Source organism: Ruegeria sp. CI1, assembly GCF_056536925.1.
Map to the genome: position 1 here is coordinate 42,930 of NZ_JBQFQP010000005.1, position 18,857 is coordinate 61,786.

The 18,857-nt window shown below is 57.2% G+C and carries 17 protein-coding genes and 1 tRNA gene; 9 read left to right on the forward strand and 9 right to left on the reverse strand.

All coding sequences use genetic code 11. From position 1 onward, the window contains the following. The first annotated feature begins 57 nt into the window (after positions 1-57). From ACR0LZ_RS07260 to ACR0LZ_RS07275, 4 genes are all read left to right on the forward strand, one after another. Positions 58-438 carry a response regulator transcription factor gene (locus tag ACR0LZ_RS07260; RefSeq protein ID WP_480749124.1) on the forward strand — a complete coding sequence of 127 codons (381 nt, stop codon included), beginning with the start codon at positions 58-60 and terminating at the stop codon, positions 436-438. Then, the gene (locus tag ACR0LZ_RS07265; RefSeq protein WP_480749125.1) at positions 435-743 is read left to right on the forward strand and encodes a hypothetical protein; all 309 of its coding nucleotides are present in this window, start codon (positions 435-437) and stop codon (positions 741-743) included. Before ACR0LZ_RS07260 ends, ACR0LZ_RS07265 begins: the two co-directional genes overlap by 4 nt. Next, entirely contained in the window at positions 743-3,421 is a 2,679-nt protein-coding gene (locus tag ACR0LZ_RS07270; RefSeq protein ID WP_480749126.1) for an ATP-binding protein, read from the forward strand. The genes ACR0LZ_RS07265 and ACR0LZ_RS07270 overlap by 1 nt, the downstream gene beginning before the upstream one ends. Positions 3,422-3,500: 79 nt before the next feature. Next, on the forward strand, positions 3,501-4,553 hold the full coding sequence (locus tag ACR0LZ_RS07275; RefSeq protein ID WP_480749127.1) for a FliM/FliN family flagellar motor C-terminal domain-containing protein: 1,053 nt from the start codon (positions 3,501-3,503) through the stop codon (positions 4,551-4,553). A gap of 13 nt (positions 4,554-4,566) precedes the next feature. Here ACR0LZ_RS07275 and ACR0LZ_RS07280 read toward each other — a convergent pair whose 3' ends face one another. Genes ACR0LZ_RS07280 through ACR0LZ_RS07295 form a run of 4 tightly spaced genes read right to left on the reverse strand, consistent with a single transcriptional unit; the run spans position 4,567 to position 6,771 of the window. After that, positions 4,567-5,007, reverse strand: a complete 441-nt coding sequence (locus tag ACR0LZ_RS07280; protein WP_480749128.1) for a protein tyrosine phosphatase family protein — start codon at positions 5,005-5,007, stop codon at positions 4,567-4,569. 9 nt (positions 5,008-5,016) lie between these two features. After that, the gene (locus ACR0LZ_RS07285; protein ID WP_480749130.1) at positions 5,017-5,448 is read right to left on the reverse strand and encodes a DUF6691 family protein; all 432 of its coding nucleotides are present in this window, start codon (positions 5,446-5,448) and stop codon (positions 5,017-5,019) included. Further along, positions 5,448-5,876 carry a YeeE/YedE family protein gene (locus tag ACR0LZ_RS07290; RefSeq protein ID WP_480749131.1) on the reverse strand — a complete coding sequence of 143 codons (429 nt, stop codon included), beginning with the start codon at positions 5,874-5,876 and terminating at the stop codon, positions 5,448-5,450. The genes ACR0LZ_RS07285 and ACR0LZ_RS07290 overlap by 1 nt, the downstream gene beginning before the upstream one ends. Before the next feature lie 31 nt (positions 5,877-5,907). Next, positions 5,908-6,771: an MBL fold metallo-hydrolase gene (locus ACR0LZ_RS07295; protein ID WP_480749132.1), complete on the reverse strand. Its 864-nt coding sequence runs from the start codon at positions 6,769-6,771 to the stop codon at positions 5,908-5,910. Positions 6,772-7,037: 266 nt separating this feature from the next. Between ACR0LZ_RS07295 and ACR0LZ_RS07300 the strand changes: the two genes are divergently transcribed. Beyond that, entirely contained in the window at positions 7,038-7,253 is a 216-nt protein-coding gene (locus ACR0LZ_RS07300) for a hypothetical protein (protein ID WP_480749133.1), read from the forward strand. Between the two features lie 8 nt (positions 7,254-7,261). Here ACR0LZ_RS07300 and ACR0LZ_RS07305 read toward each other — a convergent pair whose 3' ends face one another. Then, positions 7,262-7,480: a hypothetical protein gene (locus tag ACR0LZ_RS07305; RefSeq protein ID WP_480749134.1), complete on the reverse strand. Its 219-nt coding sequence runs from the start codon at positions 7,478-7,480 to the stop codon at positions 7,262-7,264. 165 nt (positions 7,481-7,645) lie between these two features. Here ACR0LZ_RS07305 and ACR0LZ_RS07310 point away from each other — a divergent pair, with 165 nt between their 5' ends. Further along, complete coding sequence (locus tag ACR0LZ_RS07310; protein ID WP_480749333.1) at positions 7,646-7,903, forward strand: DUF2312 domain-containing protein; 258 nt, start codon at positions 7,646-7,648, stop codon at positions 7,901-7,903. 10 nt (positions 7,904-7,913) lie between these two features. Here ACR0LZ_RS07310 and ACR0LZ_RS07315 read toward each other — a convergent pair whose 3' ends face one another. Further along, complete coding sequence (locus ACR0LZ_RS07315; RefSeq protein WP_480749135.1) at positions 7,914-8,792, reverse strand: hypothetical protein; 879 nt, start codon at positions 8,790-8,792, stop codon at positions 7,914-7,916. Positions 8,793-9,023: 231 nt separating this feature from the next. On the opposite strand from ACR0LZ_RS07315, the gene ACR0LZ_RS07320 reads away from it, so the two are divergent. The 3 genes from ACR0LZ_RS07320 (at position 9,024) to ACR0LZ_RS07330 (ending at position 12,119) form a co-directional block, all read left to right on the forward strand. Continuing rightward, a tRNA-Thr gene (locus ACR0LZ_RS07320) sits at positions 9,024-9,099 on the forward strand. Positions 9,100-9,443: 344 nt separating this feature from the next. Next, positions 9,444-10,391: an RNA polymerase sigma factor gene (locus ACR0LZ_RS07325; protein ID WP_480749136.1), complete on the forward strand. Its 948-nt coding sequence runs from the start codon at positions 9,444-9,446 to the stop codon at positions 10,389-10,391. A 264-nt stretch (positions 10,392-10,655) separates the two neighbouring features. Beyond that, positions 10,656-12,119, forward strand: a complete 1,464-nt coding sequence (locus ACR0LZ_RS07330; protein WP_480749137.1) for a hypothetical protein — start codon at positions 10,656-10,658, stop codon at positions 12,117-12,119. A gap of 69 nt (positions 12,120-12,188) precedes the next feature. Here ACR0LZ_RS07330 and ACR0LZ_RS07335 read toward each other — a convergent pair whose 3' ends face one another. From ACR0LZ_RS07335 to ACR0LZ_RS07345, 3 genes are all read right to left on the reverse strand, one after another. Further along, complete coding sequence (locus tag ACR0LZ_RS07335) at positions 12,189-15,626, reverse strand: pyruvate carboxylase (protein WP_480749138.1); 3,438 nt, start codon at positions 15,624-15,626, stop codon at positions 12,189-12,191. Between the two features lie 128 nt (positions 15,627-15,754). Then, on the reverse strand, positions 15,755-16,912 hold the full coding sequence (locus ACR0LZ_RS07340) for an alpha-hydroxy acid oxidase (protein WP_480749139.1): 1,158 nt from the start codon (positions 16,910-16,912) through the stop codon (positions 15,755-15,757). Between the two features lie 38 nt (positions 16,913-16,950). Next, positions 16,951-18,753, reverse strand: coding sequence for a sensor domain-containing diguanylate cyclase (locus ACR0LZ_RS07345; RefSeq protein WP_480749140.1), 1,803 nt, complete (start codon positions 18,751-18,753; stop codon positions 16,951-16,953). Positions 18,754-18,857: the final 104 nt, after the last annotated feature.

The window sequence follows — 18,857 nt, forward strand, 5'->3', positions numbered from 1 at the left end:
TTATACACAATGAGCGGCATTGCCGCCGAAAGGCAAGACGGGGGAGGACGCGCAAGAATGAGCCGCAAGGTTCTGCTTATAGAGGATGAACCCAACATTACCGAGGCGATCCGTTTTTTGCTGACCCGAGAAGGTTGGCAGGTACAAACCCATGCCGAAGGCTCCGACGCGGTCGAAGTCATCAAAAACGCGAACCCGGATCTGGTGATACTCGACGTGATGCTGCCCGGCAAAAGCGGCATGGACATCCTGCGTGATCTGCGGGAGGAGGCCGATTTGGAAAATCTGCCGGTACTGATGCTGACCGCTAGAGGTCAAAGTCGAGATAGGGAAATGGCGGAAAAAGCTGGGGTGAGCCGTTTCATGACCAAACCATTTTCCAATACCGAGGTGGTGACTGCTGTTCGCGACCTGCACGCACAGGCGTCTCGGACATGACGGGCGGGTCCGAGCCCGAATCCGGCAATACGGTGGCGCCGCCACCGGTATTTCTTGAACGGCAAAGCTATCGCCGACGCAGGCTGTCTGACGCGGCCCGGCTGCTGCCCATTTTAGGTGCTGGTCTGTTTGCCATTCCGCTGCTCTGGCCATCGGGCACCTCCGATACGGAAACCGTGCCGACCTCTTCCGCGATCTCGTATGTGTTTCTTTGTTGGGCGGGACTGATAGCCCTTAGCTTCGGCTTCGGTATTGCGGCGCGGCGATTGTCAGTGCGAGAGGGCCAGGACGGAGACGAAGGTTGATGGCGACGCTCAACCTGTTGATCTTGGTGTGCCTAGGTTATGTTGTACTGTTGTTCGGCGTGGCCTTTGCCGCCGACCGGTTGGCCGCTACGGGTCGCAGCACCTGGCTGCGCTCGCCCTTGGTCTACACCTTGTCCCTGTCCATCTACTGCACTGCCTGGACCTTCTATGGCGCGGTCGGATATGCGGCGCGTTCCGGGCTGGAGTTCGTCACCATCTATCTTGGGCCTACGCTGGTCATGGTCGGGTGGTGGTGGGGACTGCGAAAGCTTGTTCGCGTTGGGCGCAGCCAGCGGGTGACCTCCATTGCCGACCTGATTTCGTCCCGTTACGGCAAATCCAATACCCTCGCGATCTGCGTGACCATTCTGGCGGTTCTGGGCGTGACGCCCTACATCTCCCTGCAACTCCAGTCGATCACTCTGTCATTCAGCATTTTTGCCGAGAACGATCCGTCCAGTATCTATCGCGAAGGATCGAGTGTGTTCTGGGTGGCCGCAGGTCTGGCCGTATTCGCCATTCTGTTTGGCACCCGCAATCTGGATGCAAATGAACGTCACCATGGTGTGGTGACCGCAGTTGCCATCGAGGCGATCGTCAAACTAATCGCGCTACTTGCTGTCGGCATCTTTGTTGTCTGGAGGATCGGCGGCGGAATTGGGCCGATCATGGCGCGGATTGACGCGTCGGAAATCGGGCAGTGGCAGGTCAACCACGGGCGCTGGGCCGCGATCACCTTTCTGTCCGCCGCCGCTTTTGTGTGTCTGCCGCGAATGTTCCAGGTGATGGTTGTCGAAAACGATGACGAACGACACTTGCGTGTAGCAGCTTGGGCTTTTCCACTTTACCTGCTGCTGATGAGCCTGTTCGTGGTGCCGATCGCGGTTGTTGGGCTGGACCTGATGCCGGAAGGTGCCAACCCGGATCTTTTCGTTCTCACCATTCCGCTGGCGCAGGGAAACGATGCTTTGGCGATGTTGTCCTTCCTCGGTGGGTTTTCATCCGCAACATCCATGGTCATCGTCGCCGCAATGGCGCTTTCGACAATGGTTTCGAACCATATCGTCATGCCGATCTGGCTGAGCGCGCAGGGCGTACGCGCCTCGGTGTCCGGGGATGTTCGCAGCATCGTCCTGTTTTCGCGCCGGGTTTCGATTGCGGTCATCATGGCGCTGGGGTTCTTCTATCACCAGATGTCCGGTGGAGGCGCAGCGTTGGCCTCGATCGGTCTGATCGCCTTTGCAGGCATCGCCCAGATTCTGCCAGCACTGGTTGGCGGCCTGTTCTGGCGCGGAGCGACCCGTACCGGAGCCCTGATTGGGTTGACCGTCGGTTTCGTTCTGTGGACCTACACCCTGTTGCTGCCGGATATGAGCGGTTGGATCGTGTCTGAGCGCTTGTTGACCGAAGGGCCGTTCGGATTTGGCTGGTTGCGACCCCGCGCCCTCTTCGGGATCGAAGGAATCGATCCGATGGTTCACTCGGTGATGTGGTCTTTGACGCTGAACACTGCAGCCTTTTGCGCGGCATCGCTTGCGAGCTTTCCCAGCCCTTTGGAGAGGTTGCAAGGGGCGCAATTCGTCAATGTCTTCGAACATTCCGCCGGTCCGCGTGGGTGGACCGGGTCGGTGGCGCAAAGCGAGGATCTGATGATCATGTCCCAGCGGATACTTGGCAGTTCCGAAGCGCATGACTTCTTTCACGCAGAGGCAGAACGTCAGGGCGGTCGCGGCTATCTACCAGAGCCGACACCAGCCTTTTTGGAACGGCTTGAGCGGGAGTTGAGCGGTTCCGTGGGCGCGGCCACGGCTCATGCCATGATCGGGCAGATTGTGGGCGGGTCGTCCGTCTCGGTCGAAGACCTTCTGGCGGTGGCCGATGAATCCGCTCAACTTCTTGAGTATTCCAGTCAGCTCGAGGCGAAATCGGCCGAGTTGACCAGAACCGCGCGCAAGCTGCGAGAGGCAAACGAAAAGCTGACCCAGATTTCCTTGCAGAAAGATGCCTTCCTGAGCCAGGTCAGCCATGAGTTGCGCACCCCTATGACCTCGATTCGCGCGTTTTCTGAAATTATGCGCGATACGGAGGGCCTCACCGTCCAAGAGCGCGCGAAGTATGCGACGATCATCCATGACGAAGCGCTGCGGCTGACCCGGTTGTTGGATGACCTGCTGGACCTAAGCGTTCTTGAGAACGGCCAGGTCAACCTGAACATGGGCGATGGAAGCCTTCATGACGTCATGGACCGTGCCGTTTCTACGGCGCTTACTGGAACGGAGCGAGCTGTTCGCGTACGCCGCAACCGAAGTGCTGAACATATCTACCTTCATACGGACTTGGACCGGCTGAAACAGGTTTTTATCAACCTGATCGCCAATGCCCAGAAGTATTGCGATGCAGCGGAACCGGTTCTGACGATTTCGGTTCATGATGTTGGCGGGCAGGTGGTGGTTGATTTCGTGGATAACGGAAGTGGTATTCCGGCTCAGGCGCAAGCCATGGTGTTCGAGAAGTTTGCTCGGGTCGGGTCGGACAAGGCCGGTGGAGCCGGGCTGGGGTTGGCGATCTGCCGAGAGATCATGCAGCGCCTGAACGGCGAAGTGAGTTATCTTGCCGGGCAGGGGGGCGGCGCGTTTCGGGTAAGTTTGCCGCTGACCCACAAACAGGCTGCGCAGTAACAGCGTCGGTAAAGACATTCGTAACCGTCGCTGGGATACACCAGAAAACTGAAGTGTCCCTTGCAACAGAATCCGGAAAATGGCGACCGGTAAGAACCCCAAGACAGCGCTGGCGCGCAAACTCGACAGTCGTTTTCAGGTCGATGACAAACCTCGTTCGCTTTTGCGGGCAATTCGGCTTGCGTTGGCCAGATCTGCGGACGATCTATTAAAGCTGCCGCTGGCGGTCATTGGTGCCACACAGCGCCTGTGCTCACACGATGCGCTGCCACAGGCGATTGAAGAAGGACGCCTGTTTCTTCTGTTTGCATCGCAGACTGAAGTTCTTGCCGCGGCTTGTCTTGACCGGCACTGCGTCGCATCGATCATTCAGCAGCAAACGTTGGGGCAGCTTTCCAAGGGTGACGCCGAAGCGCGGCCCTACACTGGCACCGACGCCGCCATGTCTGCGCCGCTGATCGAAGGGACGCTGTCGCGGGTGGTCGGGTTGGTTGATGCCCCGGTTGAACGTGCGCGCGTCGCGGGGTTTGAATTCCTGTCATCTTTGCCTGACCGGCGCAGCTTACTTCTGGCGCTGGAAATGGAAAACTATTGCGTCATCGACCTAACCGTCGACATCGCCGGTGGAAAGCGGCAGGGCAAGGTGCAGCTTGTTCTGCCGGAAGTGGATAAAGAAGAGGTTGTGGTCGATGGCGTTGGGGCGGAAACTGAGGGCCGACTGGAACGTGCAGCCGAGGTCATTGTTGCCGATCTGAATGCGGTGATTGGTCAGTTGCGATTGCCGCTTGTGGTGTTTTCGTCTCTGACAGCAGGGGATTTTCTGCCGCTGCACGGATTGCGCCTTGACCGGACTGAGCTGCAGACGATCGACCAAAAGAAAGTCGCAGTAGGCCGGTTGGGTCAGCGCGACGGAATGCGCGCGGTGCGCCTGAATGAAACCGGCACCGAAAACCGGGCTGTTCTTCCTGCGGCCCGCACTTTCGAGAAGCACAACGTTTCTCCTGCTGCGGAAAACGCATCGCGCACCGACTTGGACGCGCCAGCAATCGAGCATGATGGGATTGCAAAGGAGGTCAACACGCCTGCGAAAACAGAACCGAATTCGGGAAACGGGATTTCAGGGGCAATCTGAGAAAGCTATTACGTCAGCGACGTCGTCCGGCTTCTTCACGCAATTGTTGCAGTGTCGGCCGCAGGCCATCCAGCTGATATCCTGCTTCCTGCGTTTTTGCCAGAATCTCATCGGGGTCCATCACACCGCATTGCCCCAATGCCCAGACCACCGAACATCTTGTGCCAGAGGCACAATAGGCCAGAACCGGCCCCGTCTCACTTTCCGCCAGTTCCATCTGGCGCGCCACGTTTTCCGGCGTCATCGTCTGATGCGTCAGTTCGAGAACCTCGAACTCCATTCCAGCCTGACGCACCGCTGCGCCAATTGCATCGGCCTGCTGTTGGGGCGGAACCTCGATATTTGGGCGGTTGCAGATGACCTTGGAAAAACCGGCCGCTGCTATCGCCGGAACATCTTCGACCGAGATTTGAGGCGAAACGGAATAGCGGGGGGTGATCTGTCGAATCTGCATGCAGCTTCCTTATGCGGCGGTCGCGAATCTGTCCAGTTGTGCGCCAACTTTAGGAGCCACCATCATTCCTGCAATCATTGATGCAAGGAAAATCGCACCGCCAATCCCGCCATAGGTAATTGAGGCCAGCGCTGGCCCGGGGCACAGGCCAGCCAAACCCCACCCCATTCCGAACATAATCGATCCAGTCACCAGCCGGTGATCGACTTCCACCTGCGGCGGGGCAGGAAAGTCACCGCCAAGGATTGGCTTGCGGTGGGCTGCAATCCGCCACGCGATGGCCATGGGGATAAGCGCGCCACCCATCACAAAAGCCAGGGTCGGGTCCCAGTCGCCGAAAACGTCAAGCCACCCCTGAACCTTGGTGGTGTCCGTCATGCCGGACACGAACAGTCCCGCGCCGAACAGTGCGCCCGCAATCAATGCGAATACAAAACGCATCAGATCACTCCTATCAGGTGACGAAAGAAAACGAGGGTTAGCCCACCTGCAATGATGTAGAAAACGGTGGCCACGATGCCCCGCAGGGAAAGTCGCGATATACCGCAAACGCCATGACCCGAAGTGCAACCGTTGGCAATGCGCGTGCCGACGCCCACTAGCAATCCTGCGGCAATTACGATTGTAACGCTATTGGTTAGATGGGTGTCGATCTTGACAGTGTACATTGGCCACAACGCCAAGGGAGCAACTATCACTCCCAGAATGAATGCCAGGCGTTCGAGGGTTGTTCGGCGTTCGCTGCCATCCACCAGCCCGCCAAGGATGCCGCTCGCCCCCATGATCCGGCCGTTTGCCAGCAAATAGACCGCACCGCCCGTGCCGATCAACACGCCGCCGACCAGTCCCCAGATCCAGTCCGTTTCCATAGGTTGATGTTCCCCTGTTTGCGCAAGCTCGTCAGATCTTGTTGATCGGAAGCTTCAGAAAGACGTCGCCCTGCTCATCAGCGGGCGGCATTTGCCCGGCTCGCATATTGACTTGCAGCGACGGCAGGATCAGTCGCGGCATTGCAAGGGTTGCGTCGCGCGCATCTCTCATCTTGACGAAATCCTCGATACATTTGCCCTGACCGATGTGAATGTTCAGCGCTTTTTGCTCGCCTACCGTTGTTTCCCAAGCATATTCATCCCTGCCAGGTGCCTTGTAATCATGTCCGACAAATATCCGCGTATCATCCGGAAGTGTCAGTATTTTTTGGATTGAATTGTACAAAGTCGCCGACGAGCCGCCGGGGAAATCGCAGCGTGCGGTTCCGAAATCCGGCATGAAAAGCGTGTCACCCACAAACGCGGCATCACCGATAACGTAGGTCAGGCAGGCGGGCGTATGGCCCGGAGTGTGCAGAACATCGCCGCGCATCTGCCCGGTGTGAAAACTGTCGCCCTCTGTGAACAGGGAGTCGAACTGACTACCGTCCCGTTGAAACTCAGTGCCCTCATTGAAAACTTTGCCGAATGTATCCTGAACAACGGTGATGTTTGACCCGATCCCGATTTTGCCACCAAGTTTTTCTTGCAGATAGGGAGCTGCCGAAAGGTGATCGGCATGAACATGGCTTTCCAAAATCCACTCGACCTTGAGATCCTCGGATTTGACATAGTCGACGATTGCGTTCGCCGATGCGGTATTGGTACGACCCGACGCGTGATCAAAATCCAGCACGCTATCGATGATCGCGCACGCACGCCCTTTGGGTTCACGCACCAGATAAGACACCGTGAAAGTGGCTTCGTCAAAGAAGGCTTTTACGAATGGCGTCATCGGATCCTCCGCATTTCATGTGTTAATCATATAAATAAGTTTGAATGTGATTCAACCGCCCCGTCTCCTCACACCGATTCCCCGGCTGCTTTGATGTCGGTCAAGGCAATTTCCTCAAACCATGATAGACTCTGCCAGAGTAGCGTTTCCCCGCCGAAAAAACAGGCACGACGGGCGGAAATTCGCAGGTACTCCATGTTCGGTGCATGAATTTCTTACGGTTGTTACTGAACTCTGTCAGGCTCAACGTATAGGGGAGGAGTCAGATGACTGCACAAGAACTTTATCGTGAAGTTGAACGATTGGAGAGGACGCTCAAGGGCGCGTGTATCGAAAAACGCTTGGAAATGCAGCCAACGGTCAGCCAGATGGTTCGGCAGATGCGGACGCAAGGTATTCGTGTTCCCTCGCGATTGCGCAGGCTGGACGTTGCGTTGTGTGAGGATGCGATCGAAGCGCGATTCGACAATATGCCGGTCTGAGTCTGGGTTTACCCCAGCGATATTCCCAGAATCACCATCATCAGTCCAAGAACCGACAGAAAAAGCGAGGCTAGGTTCCAGGGCAATACGCCTTGGACGGCTGCGCGCAGTTCTTCATCCGAAAGTCCCGCGTTGCGCGCTTTCATGACACGCAGAATGCACCAGACCAACCCAACCAGACCGGCAAGGGATATGGCGGCGCCAGACCAAATGATAATGTCGAACATGTTTTGCCCGTTTTCGTGTTCCGAACCGGTTCGCGGTTAGCGGATCGTTGCGGCAGGTGCAAGGTTTTGTCGGATCCAGACATTGGCCGCTTGCGGCCTGCCCATCGCCGATGTATCCCGCATTTTGCCCGATTTCAGCCCGAGGGAGTGATGCAGATGGACGAAATGATCGAAACACAGGCCGATTCCAACTATCGCGTGACAGCAGGGGAGTTGCGTCAGTTCATCGAGCGCTTCGAGCGCCTGGAGGCAGAGAAGAAGGACATTGCGGACCAGCAAAAGGAAGTGATGGCCGAAGCCAAAGCACGCGGTTACGACACCAAGGTCATGCGTAAGGTGATTGCGCTGCGCAAACGGGACAAGGACGACATTGCCGAGGAAGAGGCAGTTCTGGAAATGTACAAAGAAGCGTTGGGGATGTGATTCGCAACGCTTATGGGGTGATGAACGTTACCCCAGGCATCGATTGTATGGTTCCTACATCGTCGTCATAGAGTTGTGTAAAAGCGTCGACCACCTCGGTGGTCCAGCCCGGCAGATCGAGCTCTTCCTCGATCTGTTCGAGAGCAGCAAACTCGTCCAGATGCCTTCGGATCAAGTTGCTGACTTGACGGTCGTTTATGTCGGGCGATAGCGACCGTTGAACGTGGAACCTTGCGAGGCCTTCGTCTGACAGTACTTCTGGCAAAACTGCGAACTCACCAATCACCGGTTCACTATCCGCCAGACGCGCCACGGCACGTAAAACCTTTCCCCAGATCAGCGGCGTATCTTCGTTGCACCAGACAGTGACATTGACCTCTGGCGCCTGTTCGTGGACCTGCGCGATGACCTGTGACCAGGACAACCGACTTAGGTCGAAAGTCGAACGAATCTCGTTCTGCCTGCGCTCGGGAAGGGAAGACAGGACTTCGGGAATGAAGCTGGCAGGGTTTCTCAGCCCGATGCACAGATCAATTTGCGATCCGGGGAACAGAGCGCAAATTTGCGTCATCCGCGGCCCGGCCAGTGGGTAAAACTGGCCGTCGCGAATGGCAGACCATTCCGTGCCAAAGAAGTTTGGGTCGGAGAAAAGTACGCGCCGGGGCATTTCACCCTGAAGGACGGTTTCGAGAATTGCTTCGCCTGCCTCTGGTTGAACGGGCACATTCTTGAGTGCCTGAAAGGTTGTCTGAAACAGCTTGCGGTACTTTCGAGGTCGTGGAATGGCGATACCGTGCCGACCGAATTCCTCGGTATTCTGTAGCAGGCATTTGATCAGGCGTCCGCCATCGGTTGCGTGAGCCCCCGTATGAAAAACCAGCTGCGTCATGCGTCTTCGACCGATCGTCAGTTTCCTCGCCTCGGGTGGCATGTTTGGCCAGGACAGTCAAATCAAGCATTTGTCCGCGTCATGAAAACAACGAATCTCTCGGTTATTGGAGAACCGGCAAAATTTTTGCTTCGGAAAGTTGTGGGCATCAGGTGGCTAAAAGCCCATCCTTTTCGGCAACAGAAAAAAGTGTCTTGAAGTCGACGATCGAACTCAGTAATTCAACCGCGTGCCCCTATAGCTCAGCTGGTAGAGCAACTGATTTGTAATCAGTAGGTCCGCGGTTCGAGTCCGTGTGGGGGCACCATTTCCTATACGTATTCAATTAATTACATCTTCTGGTGTTTTTCGGGTGACGATTGCTCTTGCCACTGGCGGACAGCGGTGTGCTGGTCAAAAACAGCCTGACGATTCTGCACCGTTTCAGAACTGAGCAATGCGCAGGCATAACCTGACTTCGTACAGATGTGAAGAATACGGGTGCACTCCTTTCAAGCGGGAATCCGCCGGGGCAAAAATGAGGCAGATATTGGGCGCGCTTTTGCCATAGTTTCGCAGTACTGATTTTCCGAAATGTTTCTGATTGCAATCCACAACAGTTCCTTTTGGATTAGAAACACATGCTGAGACTGGTAGTCGGAGGAGAGAGAGATGAAGCTCAAGTCAGCCGTTCGCATTGCGGCCACGACATTCATGTTGGCGGGTGCGGTTGGTTTCACCGCCGGTGTGATGGCCCCCGACGCTGCCTTTGCCAAGGGCGGCAATGGTGGCGGTAACGGTGGTGGCAACGGCGGCGGAAATGGCGGCGGTAAAGGTGGCGACCATGGCGGTGGAAACGCTGGAAAAGGCGGTTCCGGAACCAGCAAAGGTGGCTTTGGCGGAACCAAGGGTCATGGCAAAAGCGGTTTTGCCGGGCTGGGCGACGGCAAAAGCAAGGGGAACGGGATAGGCAAGGGGTTGGCGGATTCGATCTCGGGCCTGTTTGGCGGCAAATCCAAGACCAAATCCTCAACCCAGGCCGAAAGCCCTGCGTCGAAGAGCGTAGCGAAGGCGACCAAATCGGAAGTGGCCCCAAACTCGCAAGGCAAGATTGCGTCAGAACTCAAAGGATTGAACGCTGCGCATGCCAGTGCTCAGGCTTTTGCAAATGCATCGCCGAACAGCATGGTTGGGCGTTTGGCGGAATATCGTGAGGCTTTGGCCGATGTTGCTGATGCTGAGGACGCCTTGGCCGAAGCCAACACGGCGCTGAGCGATGCTGTAAGCGATCTGGCCGATGCCGAAAAATCCCTGATGGATGCACAACAGAATCTGGCCGATCTTGAAAGCCTGTCGCAGGAAGAGAGAGAGGCGGAATTTGAATCGGAAGATGCCTATAATGATGCGGTGGCCGACGCAAAAAGCGCGGTAAGTGATGCGGAGACTGATGTCTCCGACGCGGAAACCGCCATAGGAGACGCGGAAACCAATGTTGCCGATGCCGAAGACGCTGTGGATGAGGCGCAGGAAATCTCGGAGGAGTCGCTTGCCGGCCTTCCAGGCGGCGAAGACCTGTCGGACGAGGCTGTTGCCGAACTCAACGGAATGCTAACCGATTGACTTTAATGTATCATCGCGTTTTGGGTGGCGCGATAGAATAATAACGGGCGGCTTTGGCCGCCCTGTTTTTTTCTTTTGTGTGAATTCCCCCACGGTCGTCAGACCCGGTCTTTTGGCGGGCAATTGCCAAGAGGTTGCCGGCTAGTTTTGTCTCAACGTGAAACTGACGTATAGTCGTGGCGGTGGGTATTGAGTTCTTGACGCCTATGATCCTTCGATTTGGGCCGACAAGTTCGCGATCGGTGCAAATGTGGGGGAAGATTTATGAAACTTAGGTTCGCATTACGCGTTACAGCCACATCCCTGATGCTGGCCGGTGCTTTGGGATTTGCCGCCAACATCGCAATTCCGGACATGGCAATCGCCAAGAACGGAAATGGCGGTGGCAAAGGCGGCGGTAAAGGTGGTGGCCACGGCGGAGACAAAGGTGGAGGTGGTCACGGCAAGGGTGGGCCTGACAAGGGCGGCAAAGGAAAGAGCGCCCATGGTAATAGCGGCACAGACAAAAGTTCATTTGGCAAAGGTGGCCGCACCAAATCCACAAGCAAGGGCGGTTCAAAGCACGGGTTTGGCAAAGGTGGATCGAAGGGAAAAAAGGGTCTCTTTGCCGGCTTCAATGGCTCCAGGTCAAAGGACAGGGGAAAGAATGGCGGCCAGAAAGGCGCGTTCGCGCAAGCGATGTCCGATCTGTTTGGCGGTACAAAGTCCCGCGGAAGGTCAAAAACAAAATCTTATGACGGGTCACGCAAGAGTTCCAAGAGTTACGCCGCGCGCAGCGTCGCAACCGCCTCGTTGGCGACAACTGCTTATGCCACGGAGTATCCGGCGCGCTATGAAACCTACGATCACCTGAACAAGTACGAGTATCCCGATACATACGACTATACGGACAAGCGCGACTATTATTCTCGCAAGCACCACGAATACGAGCACTATCACTCATACAGCTATCACGACCGGTACGATGATGATGACGACTATGATCATCACGACAAGTACGACAAGGATATTCGGCACGACTATCATAGCTACTATGACCGGTTCGACTACGACCACATGGACAAGTACGATTATCCGGACAGCTATGGTTACCACGACAAATACGGTTACCACGACAAATACGGTTACCACGACAAATACGGTTACCACGACAAATACGGTTACCACGACAAGTACAGCTACGATGACGAATACGACCATCCGAACAAGCACGGTAAAATCGCGTCGGAACTCAAGGGCCTGAATGCGGCTCATGCCAGCCCTCAGGCATTTGCAAACGCCAGCCCCAACAGCATGGTTGGGCGGATTTCGGTTTATCGGGATTCGCTGTTTGATCTGCGTGACGCCAAACACGATTTCGTCGAAAGCAAAGAGGACTTCCGCGATGCGCTGATGGATCTTGACACCGCGCGGAGTGGTTTGAACGACGCCGAAGATCACCTGAACGATCTGGAATCCTTGTCGCAGGAGGAAATCGACGAACAATTCGACTCGCAAGAGGCCTATGACGCGGCTGTTCAGGATGCTCAGGATGCGGTTTCCAAGGCCGAAGACGAAGTCGACTATGCCAAGGATGCCGTCTATGACGCCAAAGAGGACGTCATCGAGGCCCGTCACGACGTGAGAGAGGCTAAGGAGTATTCTCAGGAAACACTGTCCGGCCTGCCCGGAGGTGAGGACCTGTCCAGAGAGGCCAAAAGAGAACTGAACGGTCTGCTTCTGGACTGAAAAAAACGCCGCCGTGGGTCGTGGCGGCGTTTGGATTGCGGCGGGCGGCTCTTGTGGCCGCCCGAACTGTTATTGCAGTTCCACCAACAGGTCTTTGGCGTCGATCTGGCCGCCGGGTTGGACGTGTATGGCCTTGATCGTGGCGTCACGCTCGGCGTGGATGCCGGTCTCCATCTTCATTGCCTCGATGGTCAATAGCATGTCGCCCTCCTTGACTTCCTGACCAGCCGAGACCGCGACGGTTGCCACGACACCCGGCATCGGTGCCCCGACATGATTGGGGTTTCCGACTTCGGCCTTGGGCCGCTGGATGGTGGAGGATTTCACCAGACGGTTGGGCACGCGGATCACGCGGGGCTGGCCGTTGAGTTCAAAGAACACCTTGACCTCGCCATTTTCATCCGTCTCGCCAATGGCCTGGCATCGGATTTCCAGCGTCTTGCCTGGATCGATCTCGGCGGTGATTTCTTCGCCCGGCTCCATGCCGTAAAAGAACGTCCGTGTCGGCAGGGTGCGCACTGGTCCGTACTGGCGATGGCGCCCCATGTAGTCAAGGAACACCTTGGGATACATAAGATATCCGTTCAGGTCCTCGTCATCGACTTCTTTACCTTCCAGTTGTTTGGACAGGTCGGCACGGGTTGCGTCCAGATCGATAGGTTCGACGTGTTTGCCCGGACGTTCGGTATTGGGTTTTTCGCCTTTCAGCACCTTGCTGATGATCGCATCGGGGAACCCTCCCGGCGGTTGGCCCAGATTGCCGCGCATCATGTCGATGACCGAGTCGGGGAAGGCCACATCGGAATTCGGGTCTTCGACCTGCGCGCGGGTCAGGCCTTGACTGACCATCATCAACGCCATGTCCCCAACGACTTTCGAGGACGGCGTCACCTTGACGATATCGCCGAACATTTGGTTAACGTCGGCATACATCTGGGCCACTTCGTGCCAGCGTTCTTCCAGACCCAGGCTGCGCGCCTGCGCTTTTAGGTTGGTGAACTGACCGCCCGGCATCTCGTGCAGATAGACTTCGGAGGCAGGGGCCTGCAGGCCCGATTCAAATGCCGCGTACTGGCCGCGCACCGCTTCGAAATAGTCGCTGATCTCGCGGATCGCCTTGATATCCAGCCCGGTGTCGCGATCCGTATGCCGCAGCGCCTCGACCACGGTACCCAGTGTCGCCTGTGACGTGTTGCCCGAAAAGCTGTCCATCGCGCAATCGACCGCATCGACCCCAGCCTCCGAGGCCGCAAGGATGGTGGCGCTGGCGATCCCGGCGGTGTCATGCGTGTGGAAGTGGATCGGTAAGCCAACCTCTTCCTTCAGCGCTTTGATCAATACCCGCGCAGCAGCCGGTTTCAGCAGGCCCGCCATATCCTTGAGCCCCAGAACATGGGCGCCCGCGTCACGCAGCTGCTTGCCCATAGAGACATAGTATTTGAGGTCGTACTTGGCGCGCTCGGGATTCAGGATGTCGCCGGTATAGCAGATCGTGCCCTCGCAGATCTTGTTCTGCTCGACCACTGCATCCATCGCGACGCGCATGTTCTCGACCCAGTTCAGGCTGTCAAAGACGCGGAACACGTCGATGCCGGTGGCCGCCTGGCGCACGAATTCGCGTACCACGTTGTCGGGATAGTTCGTGTAACCCACCCCGTTCGCGCCGCGCAGCAGCATCTGGGTCATCAGGTTGGGCATCGCCTCGCGCAGGTCGCGCAGGCGCTGCCACGGGCATTCCTGGAGGAAGCGGTAAGCCACGTCAAACGTGGCGCCCCCCCAACACTCGACGCTGAACAATTGCGGCAGGTTGGCGGCATAGGTCGGCGCCACGCGGATCATGTCGATCGAACGCATCCGGGTCGCCAGCAGCGATTGGTGCCCGTCGCGCATGGTCGTGTCGGTGATCAACAGCTGGCGCTGCGCCTTCATCCAGTCGGCCACCGCCTGCGGGCCTTTCTGTTCCAGCAGGTTGCGAGTGCCCATCTGGGGTTCCGCCTTTTTTGCGGGTGGTCTGGGCACTTTCAGGTCGGGATGCGGCAGGGGGCGGTCCTTGGTTTCTGGATGCCCGTTCACAGTGATATCCGCGATATAGGTCAGAACCTTGGTGCCCCTGTCGCGACGCTTCTTGAAGTGAAACAGCTCTGGCGTTTCGTCAATGAACTTGGTGGTGTACTCGTTCGACAAGAACGTCGGGTGCTTCAGCAGGTTTTCGACAAATGCGATATTGGTGCTGACGCCACGCACCCGAAACTCGCGCAAGGCGCGGTCCATCCGGGCGATCGCTTTTTCCGGGGTCTGCGCCCAAGCGGTAACCTTAGTCAAGAGCGAGTCGTAATACCGCGTGATCACCCCGCCCGCATAGGCCGTGCCGCCATCCAGACGGATGCCCATGCCCGTAGCCGAACGATAGGCGGTAATGCGGCCATAATCCGGGATGAAGTTGTTTAGCGGGTCCTCGGTCGTCACCCGTGTTTGCAGCGCATGGCCGTTCAGCTGAACCTCGTCCTGATTGGCTTTGCCCGTCGCCTCGGCCAGCGTCTTGCCTTCGGCAATCAGGATCTGCGCTTGCACGATGTCGATGCCGGTCACTTCTTCGGTGACGGTATGCTCGACCTGCACCCGGGGGTTCACTTCAATGAAATAGAACTTGCCGGTTTCCATATCCATCAGGAACTCGACGGTTCCGGCGCATTCATAGTTCACATGGGCGCAAATCCGGCGGCCCAGCTCACAAATCTCGGCGCGCTGTTCTTCGCTCAAGTAAGGGGCGGGCGCGCGTTCTACGACTTTCTGGTTGCGTCGTTGGACCGAGCAGTCACGCTCATAAAGGTGATAGATCTCGCCGTGCTTGTCGCCCAGAATCTGAACCTCGACATGGCGGGCGCGAGTGATCATCTTTTCCAGATAGCCTTCGCCATTGCCAAACGCGGCTTCCGCCTCACGGCGGCCTTCCATCACTTTTTCGGCCAGTTCTTTTTCGGAGTAGATCGGGCGCATGCCGCGTCCGCCACCGCCCCAGGAGGCTTTTAGCATCAGCGGGTAGCCGATCTCGGCGGCCTCCTTGCGGATGGCGTCCATGTCATCGCCCAGAACCTCGGTGGCCGGGATCACCGGAACGCCCGCCGCAATGGCGACCTTTCGGGCGCTGGCCTTGTCTCCCAGAGCGCGCATGGTCTCGGCTTTTGGACCGATGAAGGTGATACCGTTGCTGGCGCAGGCATCCACGAAATCTGGGTTCTCCGACAACAAGCCATAGCCGGGATGGATGGCATCTGCGCTGCTTTCCTTGGCGACGCGAATGATTTCGTCAATGCTGAGATAGGCCGCAACCGGTCCCAACCCCTCACCGATACGATAGGCTTCGTCCGCCTTGAAGCGATGCAGGCCCAGCTTGTCCTCTTCGGCAAAAACGGCGACGGTGCGTTTGCCCATCTCGTTGGCCGCGCGCATCACGCGAATTGCAATCTCACCGCGGTTGGCGATCAGAATCTTTTTGAAATCGGTCATTGGCAGGTTCCGGTAGTTGGCGGGTGGCCGTGTTTTAAGCGGACAATACGCGCACGTATATCTGTAATTCGGGGTAGAACCGGCATGTTATCGCTCGCAAGCGCCGCAAATGCGATATATTTACCCTATCATTGCCGCGGCGCGGCATCGGCGAAGTAAACGGGCGCTGGCAAATCCGCCAGGCGAGCTGCGCCAAGCTGACCCATATTCGCTTCCATGTCCTTGCGAAGGATTTCGATGACATGGGCCGGGCCGGCCTGCCCCAGCGCGGCAATCCCATAAAGAAATGCCCGGCCTGCCATAACAAAATCGGCCCCAAGTGCAAGCGCGCGCAGAATATCGAGCCCCCCGCTGATGCCACTGTCGAAGATCAGAGGCAGAGAAGTCACGGCGCGGATCGATGGCAGGGCTTCGATACTTGCGGGCGCGCCGTCAAACTGACGTCCGCCGTGATTCGAAACCCATAGCGCATCGACACCGATTTCTGCCAATAGGGCAGCGTCTGCAGCCCTCATCACACCCTTCACCACGAATGGACCTTCCCAATTGTCCCGCAGCCATTTCACGTATTCCATGTCGGGCGAAGTCCGCAGCAGATAGCCGACATGCGCAGTCGGCGGCAGGTTCTTTTGAGCACCCGATATGTACTTGTCGAGTGTTCTCATCCGAGGCATTCCCACCCGCGCCATCCCCAGAGCCCAGGCAGGCCGGATTGCAATTTGCGACAGGAGGCGGGGTGTCAGCTTGGGTGGCTGGGTCAGCCCGGATCGGGTCTGACGCTCGCGGCGTGACGCCACGGGGACGTCGGCAGTCAGGATCAGTGTCGAAAAGCCGGCAGCGCGTGCGCGGTCCAGCATGTCCTTTCGGATATTGGAATCCTTTGGCGGGTACATCTGGAACCAGGCATGTTCTCCCAGATGTGGGGCCAAGTCTTCGGGGCTTTGGCTGGCGACCGTGGAAAGGGCATAGGGAATTCCGGCTCTTGCGGCTGCGCGTGCAAGGATTCCTTCGGCATCCGGCCAGATCAGCCCGCACATGCCTATCGGAGCAATCCCGAAGGGCAGGGGCAACTCGTGCCCCAGTAGCAAAGTGCGCAGATCGAAATCCATCGGACCATTCAGAATCGACGGCTCAAATCCAATGCAGTCCAGCGCCGCGCGGTTTCGAGATTTTGTGGCCTCGGCCCCGGTGCCGCTGTCCAGGTATTCCCAGACAAAATGTGGCAACCGGCGTCGGGCGCGCCATTTCAGGTCGTCAATGCCGGGATGGGTGCTTTGCAAATCCATGCCGATTGATCCAATTTGCACAGCGATTCGGCAAGCGTTCAGGCTGCTTTCCCGGATTTCTTCAACGCTTCCGAAGAGGTAGAGTTCTTCTTTGGCTGCGCTTCTGCATATTCTGATGCGTTCAGCGATGCTCGCGCGGCCACGCAGACCTGATTGCGGCCCTTATCCTTGGCGCGATACAAGGCCTCATCCGCAGTCTGCATCAGTTCCTGGGGCATGGTGCCATGTGACGGGTAATGGGCGATGCCTGCAGAAATGGTGATCCGGGGCAAGGTCTTTTCCCCATAACGGACGTTGATGGATTCGACCGCTTGTCGCAAGTGTTCGGCCCGGGTAAGCACGTCATCAGGCGCGATGTTTGGCAGGATCAGCATGAACTCCTCGCCGCCAATTCGGCAGGCCACCTCGTCGCCATCGCAGCTATGAGCAAGGGTCGAGCCCACAGCGCGGAGCACCATGTCACCAGCATCATGCCCGTGCGTATCGTTGAATTTCTTGAAATGATCCACATCCACCGCCACAAGCGATAGCGGCGCACCGGTTTTCTGGCTGCGCCCGATGCTCTTGCGCAGGCATTCGGTCATGTGGCGGCGATTGAACAGCCCCGTCAGCGGGTCGCGCACGGACTGGTCGTGCAACTGGTCGCGCATCCGGACATTGGCAATCGCCATGCTGATCTGTTCGGCGCACATTTGCGCCAGCTGTTTGTTTGAATGAAAGTTCTGACTGTGTCCCCCCCGTGCGCGCAGATGCAAAAGACCGACGGTTTCGCCGTGGGCAAGTATGGGAAAGCAGAAATAGGGTCGCCCGTCATGCGGTTCGGCATGTTCGCAGACGAAATCGATTTCCGAGGCACCGAACTCATATGTTCGCCCCCGGCGAAGGCCCCAACAACCTTCGGGATGGATATGAGATTTGTGCGTGCCACCATTCCAGCTGGCGCAGCCGTCCAGCACATCGCGCGAGTTGGAATAGACATACACATTGCCTTCGGCATCGGGCAGGATGTGGGTCATGAACCGTGCCACCATGTCGAACAGCTCCTCCAGCGAGCGGCTCGACTGCAGCCATTCGTTCAGTTCGCCCAACAGCCGGACTTCGCGCACCAGACGCAGCTGGTCGGCCATCAGCTCACGCTCCTTGTTGGTTCGTGCTTTCAACGTCTGCATTTTTATCCGGTTGGTGTGAAAAATCATGGCTGACACCCCCGCCAACGCAAGCAATGCGATTCCGCAGACAATCACCAACGACAGGCGGACGCGAGACATCAGGATATTCCGGATATTGGTAATGTCCGTGTAGAACTCGACCGCCCCCAGAAACTGCCCTTCTTTCATGACAGGCGTGTAAATCTCTGCCACATGGCGAAACGGGTCGATTGCCTGTCCTCCCTGAGGCATAAAATTGTCGATTTCCGCCACCGGTTTTTCTGCACGATCGTAATAACTGGCTCCGGTTGCGACGACGTCCTGGAAGTAAGGTTTGGATGTCACAGTGCCGATGTCCGAGGAACGCGTCGACCAGAACACGCGCCCGTCCGCGTCGAACAACTTGAACCGGTACACATCCGAGGCCTGGGGCATCAGACTCAGAAATTCACGGTCGTGCGAATCAAGAGTGCCGCTTCGAAACGTCTTTTCGGCATCCTCCAGATGCAGTACAACCCGCCGGTTCCACAGGTTTGCCTGGTGCATCACATCCGCTTCAAGCATCTTGTCGACGATCACATTGGGAAGCTGCATCGTCCCCCATACAGCCAACCCTGTGGCCGCAACCAGCCCTGCAACGACCATGGCCCACCTGAGTTGCCATGATCCTGCACGTATTTTCAAAAATCTCATGTCCCGCGCTCCCAATTCGGAACAAGGATCGTTACCGTGGTTTGACAAAAGGTTAACGCGCTCCCGCCGGACCCCCACTGTATTGCTCAAATTTTCTCGATCTC